This window comes from Duganella sp. AC917 (genome assembly GCF_979258245.1).
On the sequence record NZ_OZ409848.1, the window covers coordinates 2768059 to 2788025 of the forward strand.

A 19967-nucleotide genomic window follows, 5' to 3' on the forward strand; every position below is an offset into this window, starting at 1 on the left:
TGCAACGAGAAAAGGTCCGCCACCTCCTTCAGGCGTCGTTGAATACCACGCCGTGCGGCGCGATGCCGGCCTGGTGCAGCCGTTTGACGGCACCGTTGAGCTGGCTTTCGGTGGTCACGCCAGCGCGGGTGACCAGGAACACGGCGCCGGCGTGGGCGCCGACCACCAGCGCGTCGGCCGCCTCCATCACCGGTGGCGCCGTCATCAGCACCACGTCGTAGCGCGCGCACAGCGACTCGAGCAGGCTGGACAGATGGCGGTGTTGCATCAGGTCCGTCTGCTGCGGCAGAACGCTGCCGCAAGGAATGAAATCAAGATGATCGGCCACGCCGTGGCGCACCGCCGTGTGCGGTTGCAGCGCGCCGGCCAGGCATTCGGCCAGCCCGCCCGAGCGCTCGATGCCGAAATACTCGTGCAGGCGGCCATCGCGCAGGTCGGCGTCGATCAGCAAGGTGCGCTTGCCGCCCGAGGCCATCAGCAAGGCCAGGTTGACCGACACGAACGAAGCGCCCACCTTTCGCGTCGGCCCCAGGCAGCTCACCACGTTGTTGCGGCTGTGCGGCAACATGAACTGCAGCGCGGCGCGAAAGGCCCGCAGGCTCTCGGCCGCCGCGTCGTCGGGCGCCGCCTGCGCCAACAACAGCGGAGCCCGCTTGCGCGCCTGCCGCCGCAGGCGGTCCTGGCTGCGGCTGTGGGGAATGGTCGCATGCACCGTGCGGGCCCCCAGCATCGCCTCGATCCGCTCCGGGTCGTCGATGCCGCCGCCGACAGCCTTGCTGGCAAAGGCCAGCAAAGCGCCCAGGAACACGCCGGTGGCCATGCCCAGCGCCACGATCAGCGAGCGGTTCGGCTTGATCGGGCGCTCCGGCGCCACCGGCATGTCGATCATGCGAACGTTGCCGACCCGCCCCACCGCCACCAGGCGCAACTGCTGCGCCGTGTTCAGCAGCTCGGTGTACAGGTCGGTGCTGACCTTGACGTCGCGCGCCAGCCGCGCCTGTTCCTGCTCGACCAGCGGCAGTTGCTTGATGCGCGCCTCGAGCGCGCCGATCTCGCGCACGGTCTCGCGGCTCTGTTGGTTCAGCGCCTGCAGCAGCGGATGCTCGTCGGTGTAGCGCCCCAGCAACTCGGCGCGCTTTTGCGTCAGCGTGCCGCGCCGCGCCTGCGCCGCCGCCAGCGTGTCGAGCGCGATGCGCACCTCCTGCTCCAGGTTGACGGTGGCGTGGCTGCTGCGGTAGCCGTTATAGCTGGCCTCGGCGCTTTCGAGCTGGTGGCGCAGCACCGGCAACTGGCGGTCGAGGAAGGCCAGCGTTTTTTGCGCCTCCTCGGTGCGCCGCCCCAGGTTTTGCCGCATGTATTCGCTGCCGATCTCGGCCAGCGTGGCGTACACCTGTTGCGGCGCCGGTCCGTGCAGCTTGACTTCGATCACCCCCGACTGCTTGCCCTGCTCGGCGATCTGCAGCGCGCGCTGCACCTGCTCGAGCGCGGCCAGCCGCGAGCTGCGGCGCAAGGTGAAGCGCGCCCCGGGGTTGCCGCGCAGCCGCGTCACCACCAGGTCGATGGCGCCGTCGGCCACGGCGGCGTGGGCCGGTAGCCCGGTCTCGCCCTGCAGCAGCGGCCACCCCTTGCTGTCGCTGAGCCGGTAGCGCCCGCCGGCTAGCGCGGTGATGAGGAATTCCTGGTTGTACATGGCGTCCGGCACATCGAAGCTGGCGACCTCGATTTTCTCGCCGCCCCACACATAGCCGCCGCTGCCGAACAGGCCGGGCTCGGACAACTGGCTGCCGCGCCGGGCCGCGATCCACTCGCCGCCCAGCGGGAAATAGCGCGGCCGGGCGTCGATGTACAGGCGCAGAGTGTCGACCGCGCGCGCCACCACCAGACGCGAGTGCAGCAGTTCCATCTCGGCGATTGCCGCCTTTTTGGTTTCAAACAGCGACGACACATCGTTGAGGATGTTCTTCGACGCGTTCGGGCTGTCCTCCTCCACATGCAGCAACATGTTGGCCTCGTACACCGGGCGCGCGGCCAGCGCGTAGGCCAGCGCCGCGAGCGTGCACAACGCGGCGACACCGACGATCAGCCAGCGCCGGGCCAGCAGGGTCTGGAAGTACGCGCGCCAGGCCAGCGCGGCCGGGTCCGGGTCCGGCAGCGGATCGACCCGCTCGATGAGCTGGGTTGGCGCGGCAATGCCGCGCAGCGCGCGCAGTTGCGGCGGGTTGTCGTAAGCTTCGTTCATGGCAGGGCCTATGGTCTGGTGGTGGCGCCGACGACGGACGACAGCTCGCCCGGGAACAGCTGGCTGATGGCGCGGTGCCAGTTGGCCAGCGGCGAGGCGGCCACGTACACGACGTCCTTGGCGCGTAGCTCGAACCGCTCGGCCAGCGCCAGCGCCCGCGACGGCCGGGCGTCGAGCCAGTACACGCGCGGCCCCTGCGCCGTCTGGCGCACCACGTACACCTGGCCGGCGTCGCCGCTTTGTGGATTGATGCCGCCGACCTCGCCGAGCGCCTCGTTCAGGGTCAGCCGGCCGTCGTGCATGGTTAGCGAGCGCGGTTGCAACACCTCGCCGGCGACGAACACCTTGCTCTCGTCGCGCGGCGGCACCCGCACGATGTCGCCGTTGACCAGCATCACGGCGGCGGCGTGGCGGCCGTCGCGCAACGCGCGGATCAGGTCGACCTGGTGGCGCCGTCCCGCGCGCTCGACGGTGACGCGGCTCTGGTCGGCGTTGGGCAGCACGCCGCCGGCGCGGTTGATCGCTTCGAGCAGGGTCATCGGAATATCGTTGACCATTTGCAGGCCCGGCGTGCGCACTTCGCCGTCGATGTAGATCCGCTGGCTGCGGAAAGCCTGCACGCTGAGCGTAACGCGCGGTTCGCGGAAATAGCGCGCCAGGCGCTTGGTCAGCAAGGCGGCGGCCTGCTCGCGCGTCAGCCCGGCGAAGTCCATCGAACCGGCGAACGGAAATTGCAGCTTGCCCTGCTGATCGATGACGAAGCTGGCCGCCGGCGGCCCCAGCCCGGCGCCGTCGACGCCCTGGTCGCGCGCGACCGCGCCGGTCAGTTCCGGATGGTCCCACAAGGTGATCGCCAGCACGTCGCCAACGCCGAGGATATATGTATAGACGCCCGGCTCGGTGAGCGCCAGGCTGCCCAGGTCCTGGCGGGCCGCCGGCGCGCTGTCGCGCCGCTCGGCGTCCAGCCATTGCTCGGTGATGGAAATGACCTCGGCGTCCTCCGGCGCCGGCGCGCTGTGCATGCTGGTGGAGCAGCCGCCCAGCAGCGCCAGCACCAGGGCGACGGCGATGGCGAGCGCGATGGCGGCCAGCGGCGCGGGGCCGGCCCGGTTAATCGTGGTGGTAGCGGTAGTGGTAGTGGTAGCGGTAGCGGTAACGGATTGCGTGACGGTGTGCATGGCGGCCTCCAAAAGCTCAACCAGAGTAGATCGCGTCCAGCAAGCCAGCCTTGTGGCACATCAAACGCGCGCCTGAGCAGCAAATTAACCGGGGCACCTTTGCATATGTGTCATCAATCGATTATAATCGTGAATGATTCTTATTAAGATTTGATCGCCAGCGCGCGCTCATGTCGCCGTCCATCGTCCCGAAGCCAGGCAATGCCATTCCCCAGCCAGTGACACCATCTCACTCAAGGAGTCCCGCATGCCCCGTCACCTTCCCCTGCGTCCGCTGCTGCTGGCGCTGTCGTTGGTCCATTCCGCCACCGCCGTGGCCGCCCCGGCGGACGATCCGGTCGTCGCTGCGGAGTCCAGCACCACCGCCGCCGAACCGACGATGGCGGTGGTCACGGTGACCGGCGCCGCCGGGGAAGACGGCTACACGACCGCCCGCACCCGCTCGGCCGGCAAACTCGACCTGTCGCTGCGCGAGACGCCGCAATCGGTGTCGGTGGTGACCCGCGCGCTGATGGACGATTTCAAGCTCAACAACATCAACGACGTGCTGGCCACGACCACCGGCGTCACCGTCGAGCGCGTGGAAACCAGCCGTACCTATTACACCGCGCGCGGCTTCGACATCATCAACTTTCAATACGACGGCGTCGGCACGCCGCTGGTGTTCGGCAACATCGCGGGCAACCTCGACACCGGCCTGTACGAGCGCATCGACATCGTGCGCGGCGCCAACGGCCTGATGAGTTCGACCGGCAACCCGTCGGCCACCGTCAACTTCATCCGCAAGCGTCCCACCGCCGAAACGACAGCCAGCGCCAGCGTCACCCTGGGCTCATGGAACCAGCGCCGCGTCGAGGGCGACGTCAGCACCAAGCTCAACGACAGCGGCAGCGTGACCGGCCGCGCCGTCGTGATCCGCCAGGAAAGCGACTCCTACCTCGACCGCTACGCGCCGCGCAAGACGGTCGGCTACGCCGTCATCGACGCCCGCCTGGCCGCCAATACCTTGCTGACCGTCGGCCACACCTACGAAACCAATCGCGGCAAGGGTGTGATGTGGGGCGCCCTGCCGCTGTTCTACACCGACGGCAGCCCGACCGATTACCCGGTCTCGGCCAGCACCTCGGCCGACTGGTCGCGCTGGGACACCGTCACCAACAGCAGCTTCGCCGAACTGGGCCACGATCTGGGCGGCGGCTGGCGCGTGCAATCGACGCTCAACCACATCACCTACCGCTCCGATTCGGCGCTGGAATACGTCTACGGCACGCCCGACAAGATCACCGGCGACGGCCTGTTCGCCTATCCGTCGCGCTACGGCGCCCACCAGCGCCAAACCTTGCTGGACGTGTCGGTCGACGGCAAGTTCGGCCTCGGCGGCCGCCAGCACGACCTGAGCTTCGGCTACAGCTGGTCCAGATCGACCTTGCGCGACCAATCGCTCTACGGACGCGGCATCGGCGACCCGCTGCCCGGCAACAGCGCCTTCGACGGCAGCCTGCCGCTGCCGCTGTTCGACGCCTCGGTCGACGGCAGCAGCTACGAAGACCGCCGCAACACCGTCTACGCCGCCGCCCGCTTCAACCTGGCCGACGAGTGGAAGCTGCTGACCGGCATCAACAGCACGCGCGCCAAGAGCAGCGGCGTCTCCTACGGCACCAGCAAAGTGCGCTCGGCCAGCAAGAGCACGCCTTACGTGGGCCTGGTCTACGACATCAACCGCCACCTGTCGGCCTACGCCAGCCACACGGAAATTTTCAATCCGCAAAGCGAAACCGACGCCAACGGCAACACCCTGGCGCCGGTCGAAGGCAAGACCACCGAGGCCGGCCTGAAAAGCGCGTTCTACAACGGCAAGCTGAATATCTCGGGGGCGGTCTTCAAGACCAGTCAGGACAACACTGCCGAGCAGGCCGGCTTCGAGGGAGGCAAGACCTGGTATCGCGGCCTGAACGCCGAATCGCAGGGCGTCGAATTCGACCTGGCCGGCGAGCTGGCCAAGGGTTGGCAGGCCAGCGCCGGCGTCACGCGGCTGTCGATCCACGGCGACGAGGGGCAGATCGTCAAGACCTACATTCCGCGCACCACGGTCAAGCTCACCACCACCTACCGGGTGCCGGCGATGCCGGCGCTCAAGGTCGGCGGCACGCTGGCGTGGCAGAGCGCCATCGACACCGACCAGGGCGCCGGCATCAAGACCACGCAGGCCAGCTATGCGTTGCTGGGCCTGATGGCGCGCTATGACATCGACAAGCATCTGAGCCTGTCGGTCAACCTCAACAACCTGACCGACAAGAAATACCTGACCAGCCTGTATTGGACGCAAAGCCTGTACGGCGCGCCGCGCAACGGCAGCGCCACGTTGACGTGGACCTGGTAACTGGTCAGCGCGCTAAAAATCAAGCCGCGACCCGGCTGCGCCGCGTTGGTTGCGGCGCAGGGCCGGACGAGCGTTCCAGCAACGCCGCCAGGTGCTCCGGACGCAGCGGCTCGCTGAACAGATAGCCTTGCATCTCGTCGCAGCCGTTTTCGCGCAGGAAGCCACGCTGCTGCTCGGTTTCCACGCCCTCGGCGATCACGCGCAGCTTGAGCCGGTGCGCCAGGCCGATGATGGAACTGGCGATGGCCTGGTCGCCCGCGCTGTGGGCCAGGTCGCGCACGAAGGACTTGTCGATCTTCAGGGTGCTGATCGGGAACGACTTGAGCGCCGACAGGCTGGAATAACCGGTGCCGAAATCGTCGATCGACAGCGCCACGCCCATCGCGCGCAACTGCTCCATCTTGGCGAGCGCGCGCGTCAGGTCGCGCATGATCACGCCCTCGGTCACCTCCAGCTCCAGCCAGCGCGGCGCCATCTCACTGTCGGCCAGCGCCAGCGCCACGCGCTCGACCAGCCGTGCTTCCTCGAACTGGCGCGGCGAGACGTTGACCGAAATGCACAGCGGCGGCAGGCCGGCGCGCTGCCAGGCGCGGTTTTGCAGGCACGCCTCGCGCAGCACCCACTCGCCCAGCGCCACGATCATGCCGCTCTCCTCGGCCAGCGGGATGAAACGGTCGGGTCCGATCACGCCGTGTTCGGGATGCTCCCAGCGCACCAGCGCCTCGGCGCCGAAAATACGGCCGGTGCGCAGGTCCACCTTGGGCTGGTACACCAGCCGGAATTGCCGATGCTCCAGCGCCTGGCGCATGCCCTCGAGCAGAACCAGTTTCTGTTCGATCGCGGCGTTCATTTCGCGCGCATAGAACTGGCAGTTGTTCTTGCCCAGCTCCTTGGCGCGGTACATCGCGGCGTCGGCGTGCATCAGCAGCGTTTCGGCGTCGGCGCCATCGGCGGGATGGACCGCCACGCCGATGCTGCAGCTGACCTGCACCTGCTGCCCGCCGACGCTGATCGGTTGCAGCACCGCCTCGCGCACCCGCTCCAGCACCGCCGCCGCACCGTGCGCGGATTCCACAGCGGCCGGCTCGCGCAGCATCAGCACGAATTCGTCGCCGCCGAAGCGGCCCACGGTGTCGCCCGGACGCAGGCAGGCGGCCATGCGCCCGGCCACCACTTTGAGCAGCGCGTCGCCGGCGTTGTGACCGAGGCCGTCGTTGACCAGTTTAAAGCCATCGAGATCGATGAAGGCCACCAATACACCGGCCGCGCTGCCGCTGCCGCTACCGCTGCTCTCGTTATTGCCGGCTTCGGCCAGCGTCAGTTCCAGCCGCTCGGTGATCAGGATGCGGTTCGGCAGCCCGGTCAGCGTGTCGTGGTGGGCCAGATGCTGCAGGCGTTCCTCGGCCAGTTTGCGCTCGGTGATATCGCGCACGATCGCCACGATGCCGCCTTCGACCGGCACCACCTGCTGGTGCAACCAGCGCGCGCTCAGCTCGGGAATGTTGTTCTCCCACTCCTGCTCGTGCACGCCGCCGGCCTGCGTCACGCGCACCAGGTCGGCGAACATGCCGTTCTCGCGCGCCAACGGCACCAGCCGCAACAAGGTGGTGCGGCACAGCCGCTCGCGGCTCACGCCGGTGAACTGTTCGGCGCGGCAGTTGGCGTCGACGATCTTGAAGTCGACGATCGCGCCGGCGCCGTCGCGCACCTCGCGCATGACGAAGAAGGCGTCCAGGCTGGCCGCCGACGCCGCCGCGTAGGTTTCCTGCGCGCGCCGCACGCGGGCGCGGTGGCGCGCGCCCTGCCAAGACCACAGCCACAGCAGGCCGGTGGCGATGGCCAGCGCCAGGCTGGCAGCGCCGGCCCGCCACAGCATCTCGCTGCGCTTGCGCTCGAACTCCGCCATCTGTTCCTGCTCGTCGAGCCCGGCGACAACCTTGAGCGCCACGCCATGCAGCTCGCTGACGCCGGTGAAGCGGCGCACGCCGTCCTGCGGGTGCGGCCAGGCGATCGCCAGCGGGCGGGCGGCTGGCGCCGGCGTCGGCGTGGCCTGCGCCTCCATCCGCTGGCCGAACGTGACCTTGTCGCCGATGCGCAGCGCGCGCACCACGCCGTCGGTGCCGATCAGGCCCAGCATGCCGCGCTCGCCCATGCGGCTGCGCTCGTAACCGCTGGTGAAATAGGCGGGATCGGTTTCAACGATGACCACGCCGGCGAAGTTGCCCTTGTCGTCGTCGAGCCGGCGCGTGAAATGCAGGTGCCAGTCGCTCTTGGCGAGATCGCGCGCGGGCTCGCCGACAAAGGTCGCGCCGCTGTCGCGCTCCTGGTGGAACTTGAAATAACGCTGGTTGGCGACCGATATCGCCGCCGCCCGTGGACTGCTGGCGACCGTCATGCCGTCGCGGTCGACGATGCTGACCGCAAACACCAGGCCGGACGGCAGCAAGCCCTCGCGGCCCAGTTCCGGCAGTGCCCCCAGCGGCCCGCGCCGCTCGACCGCATACTTGAGCACGCGCAGCGTTTGGTCGATGCCGTCCAGGCCGCGCACCACCTGCGATTCGTAAGTGCCCAGCACTTCGCGCAGCGTGTCGGCGGCGGCCTCGCGCGCACGCCCGCGTTCGACATCGATTTCGTGCAGCGACAACAACCAGATCGCCACCAGCAGCAGCAGTGCAAACAGCGGCAGCGAGATATGCGTGTCGAGCCCGCGCCGTAGCCAGCGCGAACGCACACTGTCGGCGGCCCTGGATGGCGTCATGGCGCCACCTCCAGCACCTTGACGCTGGCGTCGAGCGCGGCGCGGTCGATATAGCCGATCATGGCCGGGTTGTCGGCCACCAGGCGGCGCACGGCGGCGCTGTTGCGCAGCTCGCGCGGCGGCTGGCCGCGTCCGGTGAACACCATCTTGCTCCAGTAAGCCTTCATCAGCGCCGGGGAGCGGTCCGCCACGCGCAGGTAAAAGGCGTCGCGCAGCGCGCTGCCGGGCGGCAGATCGAGCGCCACCGCCGCCGCGCCGTCGGGAAAGCGGTCGGTTTGCGCCAGAAAGATGGCGGCGACCTGCTGGTAACGCAACGACGACACCGGATTACGGGTTGAGACGACGATCACGGGTTCGTGCTGGGTGGCACCGACGGCAAACGCCGAAGCTTGGGCCATTAGCAAGGCCGGCAACGTCAAAGTCAAGATGATCAGGAAACGCAGGGTGCGCGAACGTAGCGCGGGCAAAAGTAAGAATGGATCGGTCATGCGGAATTCCTAATCTGTGTTCCCGATGGTACGTTGACGGCGTGATCGCCAGTACAAAGGGTCCGGGCGTGAGGGCGCCAGCGACCGCAGACGGGCGTCTGTTCTTCAGAATGGGAAAGGTGGTAATGTCGCCACATGGCGGCAGCCGCCACCAGAAAACTTCCTTAGAGCAACTTTAGATGAAGTAAAGCAATATACCAAAGATTCTATCCAAAAACCACTTTAATTTTTAGTAGAACAACATCAATAGTATTACTTAAGCAACCATCTTCAACGTCTGCATTAACTTCTCGACACTGAACGGTTTGAGCAACAATTGCGCGCCCTCGAGCGGGAAGCGCGGATGCTGACCGCTGGCAAAGATAATCCGCAGGTCGGGCCGCAACGCGCGGGCGCGCGCCGCCAGCACCTCGCCCGACACATCCGGCAGCGAAATATCGGTGATCATCACGTCCACCGCGTCGCGCTCCAACAACACCAGCGCGGCGGCCGCGTCCCCGGCCGGCAGCACCGCATGGCCCAGCAACTCGAGCAGCTCGGTGGTGGTCTCGCGCAACTCCTTCTCGTCCTCCACCAGCACGATGCGCAGACCGGCTGTGGAGGCCGTTCCCGTGCCACCGCCGGCCACCGCCGGCGGCTGCGACGTCAATTGGGTCTGATGCTGGCGGTTGGCCAGCACGTGGCGCACCTTGCGCGCCAGCGCCTCGCGGGTATAAGGCTTGCCCAGCAAATCGACGCCGGCGTCGAGCCGTCCGCCATGCACGATCGCGTTTTCGGTATAGCCGGACGTGAACAGCACCGCGATGCCCGGCAGCCGCTCGCGCGCCTTGCGCGCCAGCTCGGGGCTGCGCAGCGCGCCCGGCATCACCACGTCGGTGAACAGCAGGTCGATCTGCAGGCCGCTGTCGATGATGCTCAGCGCACTGGCCGCGTCGTTCGCCTTGAGCACGCGGTAACCGAGCTCGCTCAGCATTTCGACCACGGTGGCGCGCACGCCGTCGTCATCCTCGGCCACCAGAATGGTCTCCTGGCCGCCCACCACCGCGCGCATTTCCACCGGCGCCGGCGCGTCCTCGACATCGGTGGAACGCGGCAGGTACAGCTTGACGGTGGTGCCGCTCCCCTGTTCGCTGTAGATTTTCACGTGGCCGCCCGACTGCCGCGCGAAGCCGTACACCATCGACAATCCCAGGCCGCTGCCCTTGCCTTCCGGCTTGGTCGAAAAGAACGGATCGAACGCCTGCGCCAGCACCTCGGGGCTCATGCCGCTGCCGGTGTCGCTGATGGCGATCATCACGTACTGGCCCGCCGCCAGTTCGGGATGGGTGGCGGCGTACTGGTCGTCCAGCAGCGCATTCCCCACTTCGATGGTCAGCTTGCCCACGCCGTCCATCGCGTCGCGCGCGTTGATGCACAGGTTGAGCACCGCGTTCTCCACCTGCGCGGTGTCGATCAGGGTGTTCCACAAGCCGCCGGAGATCACCGTCTCGACTTCGATCTCCTCGCCCAGCGTGCGCCGCAACATGTCCTCCATGCCGGCGATGAAGCGGCCGATCTTGACCACCCGCGGATCGAGCGCCTGGCGCCGGCCGAACGCCAGCAGATAGCTGGCCAGCTTGGCGCCGCGCGTGACGCCGGCCAGCGCATGGTCGAGGCGCCGCTCGGCGCGCGCGTTGCCCTTGACGTCGGCGCCGAGCAATTGCAGGTTGCCGGAGATGACCTGCAGCAGATTGTTGAAGTCGTGCGCCACGCCGCCGGTCAGCTTGCCGATCGCCTCCATCTTCTGCGACTGCTGCAGCGCCGCCGCCGTGCGGCGCATCTCGTCGGCCGCCGCCCGTTCGGCCGTCATGTCGCGGCCCACGGCGTGCACGAAGCGCTCGTCCGGCACCGCCGTCCACGACAGGATCGCGTGGCCGCCGCCCTTGCGCAGCGTGCGGTTCTCGAACTTGAAGGTGTGCCGGCCCTCGGCCAGCGAGGCCATTTCGCCCTCTGACGCGATGATGTCGTCCGGGTGTATCAATTTATACAGCGACGTGCCGATCACCTCCGCCTCCTCCCATCCGAGCAGGCGGGTGAAGGCCGGATTGATCGCGACCACCCAGCCGTCCAGGGTCACCACCAGCATCACGTCGGTGGAATAGCGCCACATGCGGTCGCGCTCCGCGGTGCGCTCGGCCACCTGTTGCTGCAGCTTGTAGGCGGTCGACTTCTGGTCCTCGATATCGGTGCTGGTGCCGACCCAGCGCTGCACCACGCCGTGGTCGTCGATGATCGGCAAGGCGCGCACCAGATGCCAGCGGTAGATGCCGTCGGCGCGGCGGATGCGGTACTCGGTCTCGAAGGTCCGACCGGTCGCCACCGCGACGCTCCACGCATGACTGGCCGCCGCCATATCCTCGGGATGGACAATCTCGGCCCAGCGGTTGTCGTCCAATTCGCCGGGCCGGGTGCCGGAATAGCGGTAGACCTGGTCGTTGAACCAGTCCAGGCCACCGTCGGCGTTGGCCTGCCAGACCTGGCTCGGTATCGTCTGCGACAAGGTGCGGAAGGTGTTCTCGCTGGCGCGCAGGAGGTTCTCGGCCATCACGCGGTCGGTCACGTCGGCGCCCTGCACGAAGATGCCCCACACCGCGCCGCCGCTGTCGCGCAGCGGCTGATAGACGAAATCGAGGAAGCGCTCGCGCGCCGGGCGCTCGCCGACGGCGGCCAGGAAGAACGGCACGGCGGTGCCGGACCAGGTTTCGCCGGACGCGTACAGCCGGTCGAGCAGGCCGACGAAGCCCTGGCTGTTCGCCTCCGGCAGCGCCTCGCGCACCGGCAGGCCGATCACCTGCCGCTGGCCGACCAGTTCCATATAGGCCGGATTGGCCGACGTGAACACGTGATCGGGGCCGGACAGCATCGCCATGAAACCGGGCGCCTGCTCGAACATGATGCGCATCCGTTCGGCCTCGTTGCGCATGCGGCGCTCGGCCTTGACCTTGTCGGTGGTCTCGATCACCAGCACCATCACGCCTACCGGCGTGCCGGCTTCGTCGAGCACCGGCGAATAGTCCAGGTCCATCCAGATCTGTTCCGGCCCGCCGTTGCGGTTGACGGTCAGCTCCTGGTCCTTGTAGACCAGGGTCTGGCCGGTCAGGCCGACCTTGATCACATGGTCGTTGAAGTCGGCGATTTCGGGCCAGGCCTCGCGCACATTCGCGCCCAGCGACATCGGATGGCGCCCGCCCGCAAACACCGCGTAGCCGTCGTTGTAGATCATCACCCCCTGCTCGCGCATCAACAGCACGATCGGCAAGGTCGAGCGCAGCACCAGCGCCACCGTGGTCTTGAGCGACTGCGGCCAGGCGTCGATGGGGCCAAGCGCGGTCCTGCTCCAGTCGCGGGAAGCAATTATCTGCGCAACTTGGCCGCCGCCATTGAGGAAGGGATGATTCACTGTATCCGGAAAATAAATGTTGTCCGGAGATTATAGTTTGTCCTGAACATAAAAAGGCGGCGCACCCAAGAATACTGTATTGCCAAGGAAATAAAATCCAGCTATAGTGCGAATAAGAATCATTATCATTAGAGAGACGCATGGATATCCCTCAAGAGTTGCGCAAGCTCGGCCTCAAGGCCACCCTGCCCCGTCTGCGCATCCTGCAACTGTTCCAGGAATCGAAAAGCAAGCATCTGAACGCCGACGATGTCTATCGGCTGCTGCATGACGAAAACATCGACATGGGGCTCGCCACCGTATACCGGGTGTTGATGCAGTTTGCCGACGCCGGCATCCTGATCCGCCGGCATTTCGAGTCGGTCGCCTCGGTGTTCGAGCTCAACGAAGGCGGCCACCACGACCACCTGATCTGCACCAACTGCGGCAAGATGGAGGAATTCCTCGACGCCGAGATCGAAGCGCGCCAGGAGGCGGTGGCCAGGGAACGCAACTTCGTGCTGCACGAGCACTCGTTGTCGCTGTACGGTTTTTGCGGCGACTGCGCCGACAACATCAGCCCGATGGCGGCAAGGAAGCTGCGGCGCTCCTGAGGCAACCGAGCAGCTGGCTGGCGTCGAACGGCTTGCTCAAAAAGCAGGCGGCGCCGCCTTGGAGCGCGCGTTTGCGCAGCGCCGCCTCGGGAAAGGCGGTCATCAGTATCAGCGGCAACGCGTTGCCCTGGCGGCGCAACGCCTCCAGCAGCTCGATGCCGCTCATGCCGGGCATCTGCAGATCGGTGATCACGCAATGAAACTGGTCGAGCGTGGTTGCGCCGGCGCCCAGCAAGGCCTGCGCCGAATCGAAGGCCTGCGCCGTATAGCCGTACGAGCGCAGCAGGCTGCTCAGGCCGACGCGGACGGCGTCGTCATCGTCGACGATGGCGATATGACAAAAATGTGGTTCCGGATCAGACAAACTGGTACTCCCATGTTCGAACGGCGCCTCGCGGCCGTCCTGCGCATGGTGGAACAATACAGGCTCGCTGGCGGCATGGAAATCATACGAGGGTATAGGTTAGCGCCCCACCCCGGGGGTCGGAGAGCAGACCCCGCGTTACTGGGTTAGGCCAGCCCGAGCGCTTCGGCCATGCGCACCAGGTCTGCGAAGGTCTTGGCCTGCATCTTGCGCATCGCGTTGCCGCGATGGATCTTGACGGTGATCTCGCTGGTGCCCACTTCGCCGGCGATCTGCTTGTTCATCAGGCCGCGCGCGGCCAGCGCCATGATTTCGCGCTCGCGCGGCGTCAGGCTTGCATACCGCGCGGTCAGCCCCTGCAGCGCGCCGTCGCGCCGACGCCGCGCGTGGTCGGCCCGCAGCGCGGCGTCGATGGCGTCAAGCAGCTCCTGGTCGCGGAACGGCTTGGCCAGGAAATCGATGGCGCCGGCCTTCATCGCCCGCACCGACATCGGAATGTCGCCGTGGCCGGTCATGAAGATGATCGGCAGCGCCACGCCGTCGCGCTGCAGGTCGGCCTGGAAATCGAGGCCGCTGACGCCCTGCAGGCGCACGTCGAGCAGCAGGCAGCTGGTGATATCGGCGCGCGGCTCGGCCAGGAACTCGGCCACCGACGCGAAGGCGGCGATGCGCATGCCGACCGACCGCAGAAGGCTGGAAATGGCCTCGCGCAGCGGCGCCTCGTCGTCGACGATGTAGACCAGCATTTCGGCATGATCGATCGGATCATTCGGGTCAAGCGGGTCGGTCTGGCTCATACGCTGGCATGGAAAAGGTGATGGTGGCGCCGGCCAGGGGGCTGGGCGGAGCCGGCTGGCCCACCCAGATACGACCGCCGTGGGTCTCGATGATGGAACGGCAAATCGGCAATCCCATGCCCATGCCGTCCTCCTTGGTGCTGTAGAACGCCGCGAACAGGCGCGGCACGGCGTCGGCGGCGATGCCGGGGCCCGAGTCGCTCACGCTCAGTTGCGGCGCGCCGTCGGCGCCCGGGCGGGTTTGCAGCATCAGCAGCGCCTGTCCGGGCGCGCATGCGGCCATGGCCTGGCTGGCGTTCATCAGCAGGTTGATGATCACCTGCTGCAGCTGCACGCGGTCGCCGCACACCAGCGGCAGTTGCGGCGCCAGGTCCAGGGTCAGCGCCACGCGGTGGGTATCGAGTTCGCGCCGCACCAGGTCCACGCTCTCCTCGGCGACGGCGTTCAGATCGAGCACCGCGTGCTGCGGATCGCTGCGGCGCGCCAGCGCGCGTATGCGCTTGATCACGCCGGTGGCGCGGCCGCTCGCCTCGAGTATGCTGGCGACCGTGGCGCGCGCCTCGCCCAGGTCGGGCTGCGGGCGGTTCATCCAGCGCAAACAGGCCTCGCCGTTGGTGGAAATGGCCGCCAGCGGCTGATTGACCTCGTGCGCGATGGAGGCCGCCAGTTCGCCCAGCATCGTCACACGCGTGGCGTGCGCCAGTTGCACCTGGGCGCTGTGCAGCGCCTGTTCGGCCAGCACCGCCGACGTGACGTCGGTAACGGCGCCCAGATATTCGCAGGCGCCTTGCTTGTCGTAGCGCGGCTCGGCCAGCACGTGCACATATTTCAGCTGGCCGTCCGGCAGCAGCAGACGGTGACGCAAATCGACCACGCCCTGCGCACCGAGCGCGCGCGTCATCGCCGCATGCACCAGCGGGCGGTCGTCCGGCGCGCTGCGCTCGAGCACATGCTCCATCGTCGGCGTCACGTCCAGCGGGTAGCCGAAAATGCGCGCCGCCTCGTCGGACCAGTACATCGCGCCGTCGGGCGCCTTGAAACTGAAGCTGCCGGTTTTGCTGATGCGCTGGGTACCGGCCAAAAACGCCTCGCTGCGGCGCAGCGCGTGCTCGCGCGCCAGCAGCGCGTTGGTGGCGCTTTGCCCGCGCAGCGCCAGGAAGGCGGTGATGCCGATGGCCAGCAGGCCGACCAGCATGCGCCCCGCCGCCGCGCCGGAGAATACCAAGGTATGCGTCAGTAGATAGGAGCCCACCGTCAGCGCCAGGCAAATGCCAGTGGTCAGTAGCACGCCGCGCCGCTGCCACACGCTGGCCGACAGCAGCACCACCACCACGTACATCACGGCCACCGCCATGTCCAGCGGAGTGAAGGTATCGACCGCGAAGATCAGCAACGTCAGGCAAATCAACAAACCAGACAACCAGGGAGTGCTCGGTACCCGAAACATGCTGTCCTTGTAAATGTAGAAAAATGGGCAATCCCTCCAATTATAGAGTGGATCGCGCGGCCTGAATCCTATACTCCGGATAGGTTTTTGCGACTTCGCCCCCTTCCCTGCCTTTTGAAAGGTTACAGCCGCCCCGCCAAATGGCACATTAGCGACTGTGACGAATGCTTAACATCGGGGCCGGGAATGAAAAGAACAACATGGAGATGGGCCGCCGCCGGCATCGCGGTGCTGACGGCAGGTGCGCTGGCGGCGGCGTGGGTGGTGCAACCGGCGCTGGCGCCTGTCGCGCCACCCGCCCCCGGCGGCTTCGATTCCGCCAGCGTGGCGCGCGGCGCGCGTATCGTCGCCATCGGCGATTGCATGGTCTGCCACACCGCCACCGGCGGCCGCCCCTACGCCGGCGGCCTGCCGCTGCGCACGCCCTTCGGCACCATCCACACCACCAACATCACGCCCGACGCGGCCACCGGCATCGGCAACTGGTCACTGGCCGCGTTCACCCGCGCGCTGCGCCACGGTGTCGCCCGCGACGGCCATCTGCTGTATCCGGCCTTCCCCTATATTCACTACACACGCCTGACGGACACCGACATCGGCGACGCCTACGCCTATTTGATGACGCGCACGCCGGTACAAGCCGCAGCCCCGGACAACAAGCTGATTTTCCCGCTTGGCTTCCGCCCATTGCTGGCCGGCTGGAACCTGCTCTACTTGCGCAGCGGGCCGAAACCCGCCGATCCGGTCCGCGACGCCGAATGGAATCGCGGCCGCTATCTGGTCGATGGCGCCGGTCATTGCGCCTCCTGTCACAGCGCGCTCGGTCCGATCGGCGGCGAGCGCAGTCCACCCTTCGGTGGCGGCAATATCGACGGTTGGGACGCGCCGGCCCTGACCGCGTTGCTGCGCGCGCCCAAGCCGTGGACCGCCGAACAACTGGCGCTGTACCTTCGGCACGGCTGGTCGCCGGAGCACGGCGCCGCCGCCGGCCCGATGGCGCCGGTCGCCCACAGCCTGTCGCTGGTGCCGCCCGAGGACACCAAGGCGATGGCAACCTACTTGATGTCGCTGCAGGCCGCAGCGGAGCCGGCCCCTCAACCCCGCCCGACCATCCCACCGGGCAGCGCGGACACTGCCCGCATCCGCCAGGGCGCGACGCTATTTGCCGGCGCCTGCGCCGGCTGCCATGGCGACGCCGCCCCGATGATGGCGACGGGCGCGCGTCCGCCGCTCAACCTGAGCACCGCCGTTGCCGGCGCCCGCCCCGACAACCTGATACAGATCGTGATGAACGGCGTGCCATGGACGCAATCGCGCTCGACCACCTTCATGCCAGCCTTCGCGGCATCGCTCAACGACACCCAGATCGCCAGCATCGCCGCCTACGTACGCGCCGACATCGGCAAGCGCGCACCGTGGCCGGAGCTTGACCGGCGCGTCACCGAGATTCGCAAGGAGAACCAGCCATGAACACACTCACCGTCAACGGCGTCACCCACACGCTCGACATCGATCCCTCCACGCCGCTGCTGTACGCGCTGCGCAACCAGCTGGAGCTGAACGGCGCAAAGTTCGGCTGCGGCCTTGGCCAGTGCGGCGCCTGCACCGTGCTGCTGGACGACCAGCCGGTGTTCGGCTGCCTGACGCCGGTCGCCGCCTGCGAAGGCCGGCGCGTACGCACCATCGAAAGCCTGGGCGGCGCCGCCCATCCGGGCCCGCTGCAGGCATCCTTCATCAAGCATCAGGCGGCACAATGCGGCTACTGCATCGCCGGCATGGTGATGCGCGCGCAGGCGCTGCTCGAACAGAACCCGCAGCCCAGCGCCGCGCAGATCCGCGCCCACATGGAGCCCAACCTGTGCCGCTGTGGAACCCACATGCGCATCCTCGCGGCCATTGGCGAAGTGGCGGCCGCGCGCCGCGTCGCCCCAGTGGCGCACAAAACGGCGGGAAGCAAGCCATGACACTTCAAGTCACCCGAACCGACACCATCGACCTGCGCCGCCGCGCCACCCTCGGCGCCGGCGCCCTGGTGCTGGGCTTCTCGCTGCTGCCCCGCAGCGCGCGCGCCGAGTTCAACGCCATGGGCATGCCGCCGGTGGCCGACAAGGCGCTGGCGGGTAGCCTGAAGACCAATCCAATGCTGGACGCCTGGATCAGGATCGCCGCCGACGGCAAGGTCACCGTCTTCACCGGCAAGGTGGAACTGGGCACCGGCGTGCGCACCGCGCTGCTGCAGATCGCCGCCGAACAGCTGGACGTGGCGCCGGCCGCCATCGAATTCATCACCGGCGACACCGGCCGCACGCCGAACGAAGGGTACACCGCCGGTAGCCACACGATGGCCGACAGCGGCACCGCCCTGCTGCACGCCGCCGCCCAGGTGCGCGCGCTGGTGGTGCAAGGCGCGGCGGCGCAATGGAAAGTCGCTTCGGACAGCCTCTCAACCCGGGCCGGCACGATCATCGCGCCGGACGGGCGCAATATGCACTATGGCCTGGCGCTGCGCGGTATCGATCTGCACCGCGCGGCGCAGGCCAAATCGGTGCTGAAGGACGCCGGCGCCTACAAGGTGATCGGCAGCTCGCTGCCACGCGTGGACATACCGGCCAAGCTGACCGGAGGCGCCAGCTATGTGCAGGACATGCGCATGCCGCACATGGTGCACGCCCGCGTGGTGCGTCCGCCGGCCTACGGCGCGCGCCTGCTGTCGGCCGACAGCAAGGCTGTCGGGCGCATGGCGGGCGTGCTGAAGGTGCTCGTCGATGGCAACTACCTGGCGGTGGTCGCGGCCGACGAGTGGCAGGCGATCCTGGCGATGCGCGCCTTGTCGGCCAGCGCGAAGTGGGCCAAGGGGCCGCCCTTGCCGGCCGCCGCCGGCATCCACGCTGCGCTGCGCGCGCTACCAGCACAGGACATCGTGGTCGAGGACAAGCGCGCCAGCGCTCGCGCAGTTGCCGTGACCACCATCCGGAACCGCTATACCAAACAATATGTGCTGCATGGTTCGATCGGTCCATCGTGCTCGGTGGCGGTGCTCGATGCCGCACAGCTGACCGTTTGGACGCATACCCAGGGCGTCTATCCGCTGCGCGCGGCGATCGCCGAGATGCTGTCGATGCCGCTCGACGCGGTGCGCTGCATCCACACCGAGAGCGCCGGCTGCTATGGCCAGAACGGCGCCGACGACGTGGCTGCCGACGCCGCGCTGATCGCCCGCGCCATGCCCGGGCGGCCGGTGCGTGTGCAGCTGATGCGCGACCAGGAAAACCAGTGGGAGCCGTACGCGCCGGCCATGAGCACGGAGCTGAGCGCATCGCTCGACGCCGGCGGCAGGATCTGCGACTGGCATTACGAGCTGTGGAGCGGCTCGCACAACGAACGTCCAGGCAACGCCGGAAAACTAATACCGGCGCAATTGCTGGCCAGGCCGTTCACGCCCAGCCCATCGCAGCCCATGCCGATGCCGGAGGGCGGCGGCGACCGCAACGCCGCGCCTCTGTACGCCTTCGCCACCTCGAAGGTGATCAACCATTTTCTGCCGGTGACGCCGTTGCGGACCTCGGCGATGCGGTCGCTGGGCGCCCACATCAACCTGTTCGCCATCGAGGGCATGATGGACGAACTGGCCGCCGCCGCGCACACCGATCCGGTCGAGTTCCGATTGCGCCATCTGGAGGACGCGCGCGCTCGCGACGTGATTCGCGCCGCCGCATCCCGATTCGGCTGGGACAAGCGCCAGGGCCAGCGCCGCCGAGACCATGGCTACGGCTTCGCGTTCGGCCAGTACAAGAACCTGATGGCCTATGTCGCCCTGGCAGTTGAAATCCGGGTCGAGCGCAGCACCGGCGAGGTCCAAATCGTGCGGGTGGCGGCCGCTGTCGATTGCGGCCAGGGCGTGAACCCGGACGGCATCCGCAACCAGATCGAAGGCGGCATCCTGCAATCTGCCAGCTGGACGCTGTACGAACGCCTGCAATTCGGCCCGGACGGCATCGCGAGCGTCGACTGGGCCAGCTATCCGATCATGCGCTACTCGAATGTGCCGGCCAGGGTCGATGTGGTGCTGGTCGACCGGCCGGGCGCGCCCTTCCTAGGCGTGGCCGAAGCGGCGCAGGGTCCGATGGCGGGAGCGCTCGGCAACGCGCTGGCCGACGCCACCGGCAAGCGATGGCGCGATCTGCCGCTAGCTGGCCCCCACTTGATGGCGTGATCGGCCGGATACGGTCCGCGATTGGCAGAAAACGCGCTATTTGACTGGTTTATGCATGGCGCGAGTCGGCC

Annotated in this window: 13 protein-coding genes; 5 read left to right on the top strand and 8 right to left on the bottom strand. The window is 67.6% G+C overall.

The genetic code is table 11. The features are described from left to right. Positions 1 to 28: 28 nt before the first annotated feature. Complete coding sequence (locus ACZ0BA_RS11940; protein ID WP_463451491.1) at positions 29 to 2239, bottom strand: GNVR domain-containing protein; 2211 nt, start codon at positions 2237 to 2239, stop codon at positions 29 to 31. A gap of 8 nt (positions 2240 to 2247) precedes the next feature. After that, positions 2248 to 3417: a polysaccharide biosynthesis/export family protein gene (locus ACZ0BA_RS11945; RefSeq protein WP_463451492.1), complete on the bottom strand. Its 1170-nt coding sequence runs from the start codon at positions 3415 to 3417 to the stop codon at positions 2248 to 2250. Between the two features lie 247 nt (positions 3418 to 3664). Here ACZ0BA_RS11945 and ACZ0BA_RS11950 point away from each other — a divergent pair, with 247 nt between their 5' ends. Then, positions 3665 to 5797: a TonB-dependent siderophore receptor gene (locus ACZ0BA_RS11950; protein WP_463451493.1), complete on the top strand. Its 2133-nt coding sequence runs from the start codon at positions 3665 to 3667 to the stop codon at positions 5795 to 5797. Between the two features lie 19 nt (positions 5798 to 5816). On the opposite strand, the gene ACZ0BA_RS11955 is transcribed toward ACZ0BA_RS11950, so the two are convergent. The 3 genes from ACZ0BA_RS11955 to ACZ0BA_RS11965 form a co-directional block, all read right to left on the bottom strand. Further along, positions 5817 to 8555, bottom strand: coding sequence for a bifunctional diguanylate cyclase/phosphodiesterase (locus ACZ0BA_RS11955; RefSeq protein ID WP_463451494.1), 2739 nt, complete (start codon positions 8553 to 8555; stop codon positions 5817 to 5819). Then, complete coding sequence (locus tag ACZ0BA_RS11960; protein WP_463451495.1) at positions 8552 to 9043, bottom strand: type 2 periplasmic-binding domain-containing protein; 492 nt, start codon at positions 9041 to 9043, stop codon at positions 8552 to 8554. The genes ACZ0BA_RS11955 and ACZ0BA_RS11960 overlap by 4 nt, the downstream gene beginning before the upstream one ends. 256 nt (positions 9044 to 9299) lie before the next feature. After that, a complete protein-coding gene (locus ACZ0BA_RS11965; protein ID WP_463451496.1) occupies positions 9300 to 12482 on the bottom strand; it encodes a hybrid sensor histidine kinase/response regulator in 3183 nt (1060 codons plus the stop codon). 140 nt (positions 12483 to 12622) lie between these two features. Between ACZ0BA_RS11965 and fur the strand changes: the two genes are divergently transcribed. Beyond that, positions 12623 to 13075, top strand: a complete 453-nt coding sequence (gene fur, locus ACZ0BA_RS11970; RefSeq protein ID WP_463451497.1) for a ferric iron uptake transcriptional regulator — start codon at positions 12623 to 12625, stop codon at positions 13073 to 13075. On the opposite strand, the gene ACZ0BA_RS11975 is transcribed toward fur, so the two are convergent. The 3 genes from ACZ0BA_RS11975 to ACZ0BA_RS11985 all read right to left on the bottom strand — a co-directional run bounded on the left by ACZ0BA_RS11975 (position 13038) and on the right by ACZ0BA_RS11985 (position 15656). Continuing rightward, positions 13038 to 13439 carry a response regulator transcription factor gene (locus tag ACZ0BA_RS11975; protein ID WP_463451498.1) on the bottom strand — a complete coding sequence of 134 codons (402 nt, stop codon included), beginning with the start codon at positions 13437 to 13439 and terminating at the stop codon, positions 13038 to 13040. The genes fur and ACZ0BA_RS11975 overlap by 38 nt on opposite strands. Positions 13440 to 13585: 146 nt before the next feature. Beyond that, on the bottom strand, positions 13586 to 14236 hold the full coding sequence (locus tag ACZ0BA_RS11980; protein ID WP_463451499.1) for a response regulator transcription factor: 651 nt from the start codon (positions 14234 to 14236) through the stop codon (positions 13586 to 13588). Further along, positions 14214 to 15656, bottom strand: a complete 1443-nt coding sequence (locus tag ACZ0BA_RS11985) for a sensor histidine kinase (RefSeq protein WP_463451500.1) — start codon at positions 15654 to 15656, stop codon at positions 14214 to 14216. The genes ACZ0BA_RS11980 and ACZ0BA_RS11985 overlap by 23 nt, the downstream gene beginning before the upstream one ends. A 213-nt stretch (positions 15657 to 15869) precedes the next feature. Here ACZ0BA_RS11985 and ACZ0BA_RS11990 point away from each other — a divergent pair, with 213 nt between their 5' ends. From ACZ0BA_RS11990 to ACZ0BA_RS12000, 3 genes are read left to right on the top strand one after another with little or no spacing between them, the layout of a single operon-like run. After that, the gene (locus tag ACZ0BA_RS11990; RefSeq protein WP_463451501.1) at positions 15870 to 17153 is read left to right on the top strand and encodes a c-type cytochrome; all 1284 of its coding nucleotides are present in this window, start codon (positions 15870 to 15872) and stop codon (positions 17151 to 17153) included. Further along, positions 17150 to 17647 (top strand): (2Fe-2S)-binding protein, encoded by a 498-nt coding sequence (locus tag ACZ0BA_RS11995; protein WP_463451502.1) that lies wholly within the window; start codon positions 17150 to 17152, stop codon positions 17645 to 17647. Before ACZ0BA_RS11990 ends, ACZ0BA_RS11995 begins: the two co-directional genes overlap by 4 nt. Next, positions 17644 to 19896, top strand: a complete 2253-nt coding sequence (locus tag ACZ0BA_RS12000; protein ID WP_463451503.1) for a xanthine dehydrogenase family protein molybdopterin-binding subunit — start codon at positions 17644 to 17646, stop codon at positions 19894 to 19896. Before ACZ0BA_RS11995 ends, ACZ0BA_RS12000 begins: the two co-directional genes overlap by 4 nt. The last annotated feature ends 71 nt before the right edge of the window (positions 19897 to 19967 follow it).

What these genes read in the sequence shown, in the direction of transcription:
- ACZ0BA_RS11960 (WP_463451495.1), bottom strand. Translation starts at nt 9,043, where the DNA reads ATGACCGATCCATTCTTACTTTTGCCCGCGCTACGTTCGCGCACCCTG.
- ACZ0BA_RS11940 (WP_463451491.1), bottom strand. Translation starts at nt 2,239, where the DNA reads ATGAACGAAGCTTACGACAACCCGCCGCAACTGCGCGCGCTGCGCGGC.
- fur (WP_463451497.1), top strand. Translation starts at nt 12,623, where the DNA reads ATGGATATCCCTCAAGAGTTGCGCAAGCTCGGCCTCAAGGCCACCCTG.
- ACZ0BA_RS11950 (WP_463451493.1), top strand. Translation starts at nt 3,665, where the DNA reads ATGCCCCGTCACCTTCCCCTGCGTCCGCTGCTGCTGGCGCTGTCGTTG.
- ACZ0BA_RS11995 (WP_463451502.1), top strand. Translation starts at nt 17,150, where the DNA reads ATGAACACACTCACCGTCAACGGCGTCACCCACACGCTCGACATCGAT.
- ACZ0BA_RS11980 (WP_463451499.1), bottom strand. Translation starts at nt 14,236, where the DNA reads ATGAGCCAGACCGACCCGCTTGACCCGAATGATCCGATCGATCATGCC.
- ACZ0BA_RS12000 (WP_463451503.1), top strand. Translation starts at nt 17,644, where the DNA reads ATGACACTTCAAGTCACCCGAACCGACACCATCGACCTGCGCCGCCGC.
- ACZ0BA_RS11945 (WP_463451492.1), bottom strand. Translation starts at nt 3,417, where the DNA reads ATGCACACCGTCACGCAATCCGTTACCGCTACCGCTACCACTACCACT.
- ACZ0BA_RS11990 (WP_463451501.1), top strand. Translation starts at nt 15,870, where the DNA reads ATGAAAAGAACAACATGGAGATGGGCCGCCGCCGGCATCGCGGTGCTG.
- ACZ0BA_RS11955 (WP_463451494.1), bottom strand. Translation starts at nt 8,555, where the DNA reads ATGACGCCATCCAGGGCCGCCGACAGTGTGCGTTCGCGCTGGCTACGG.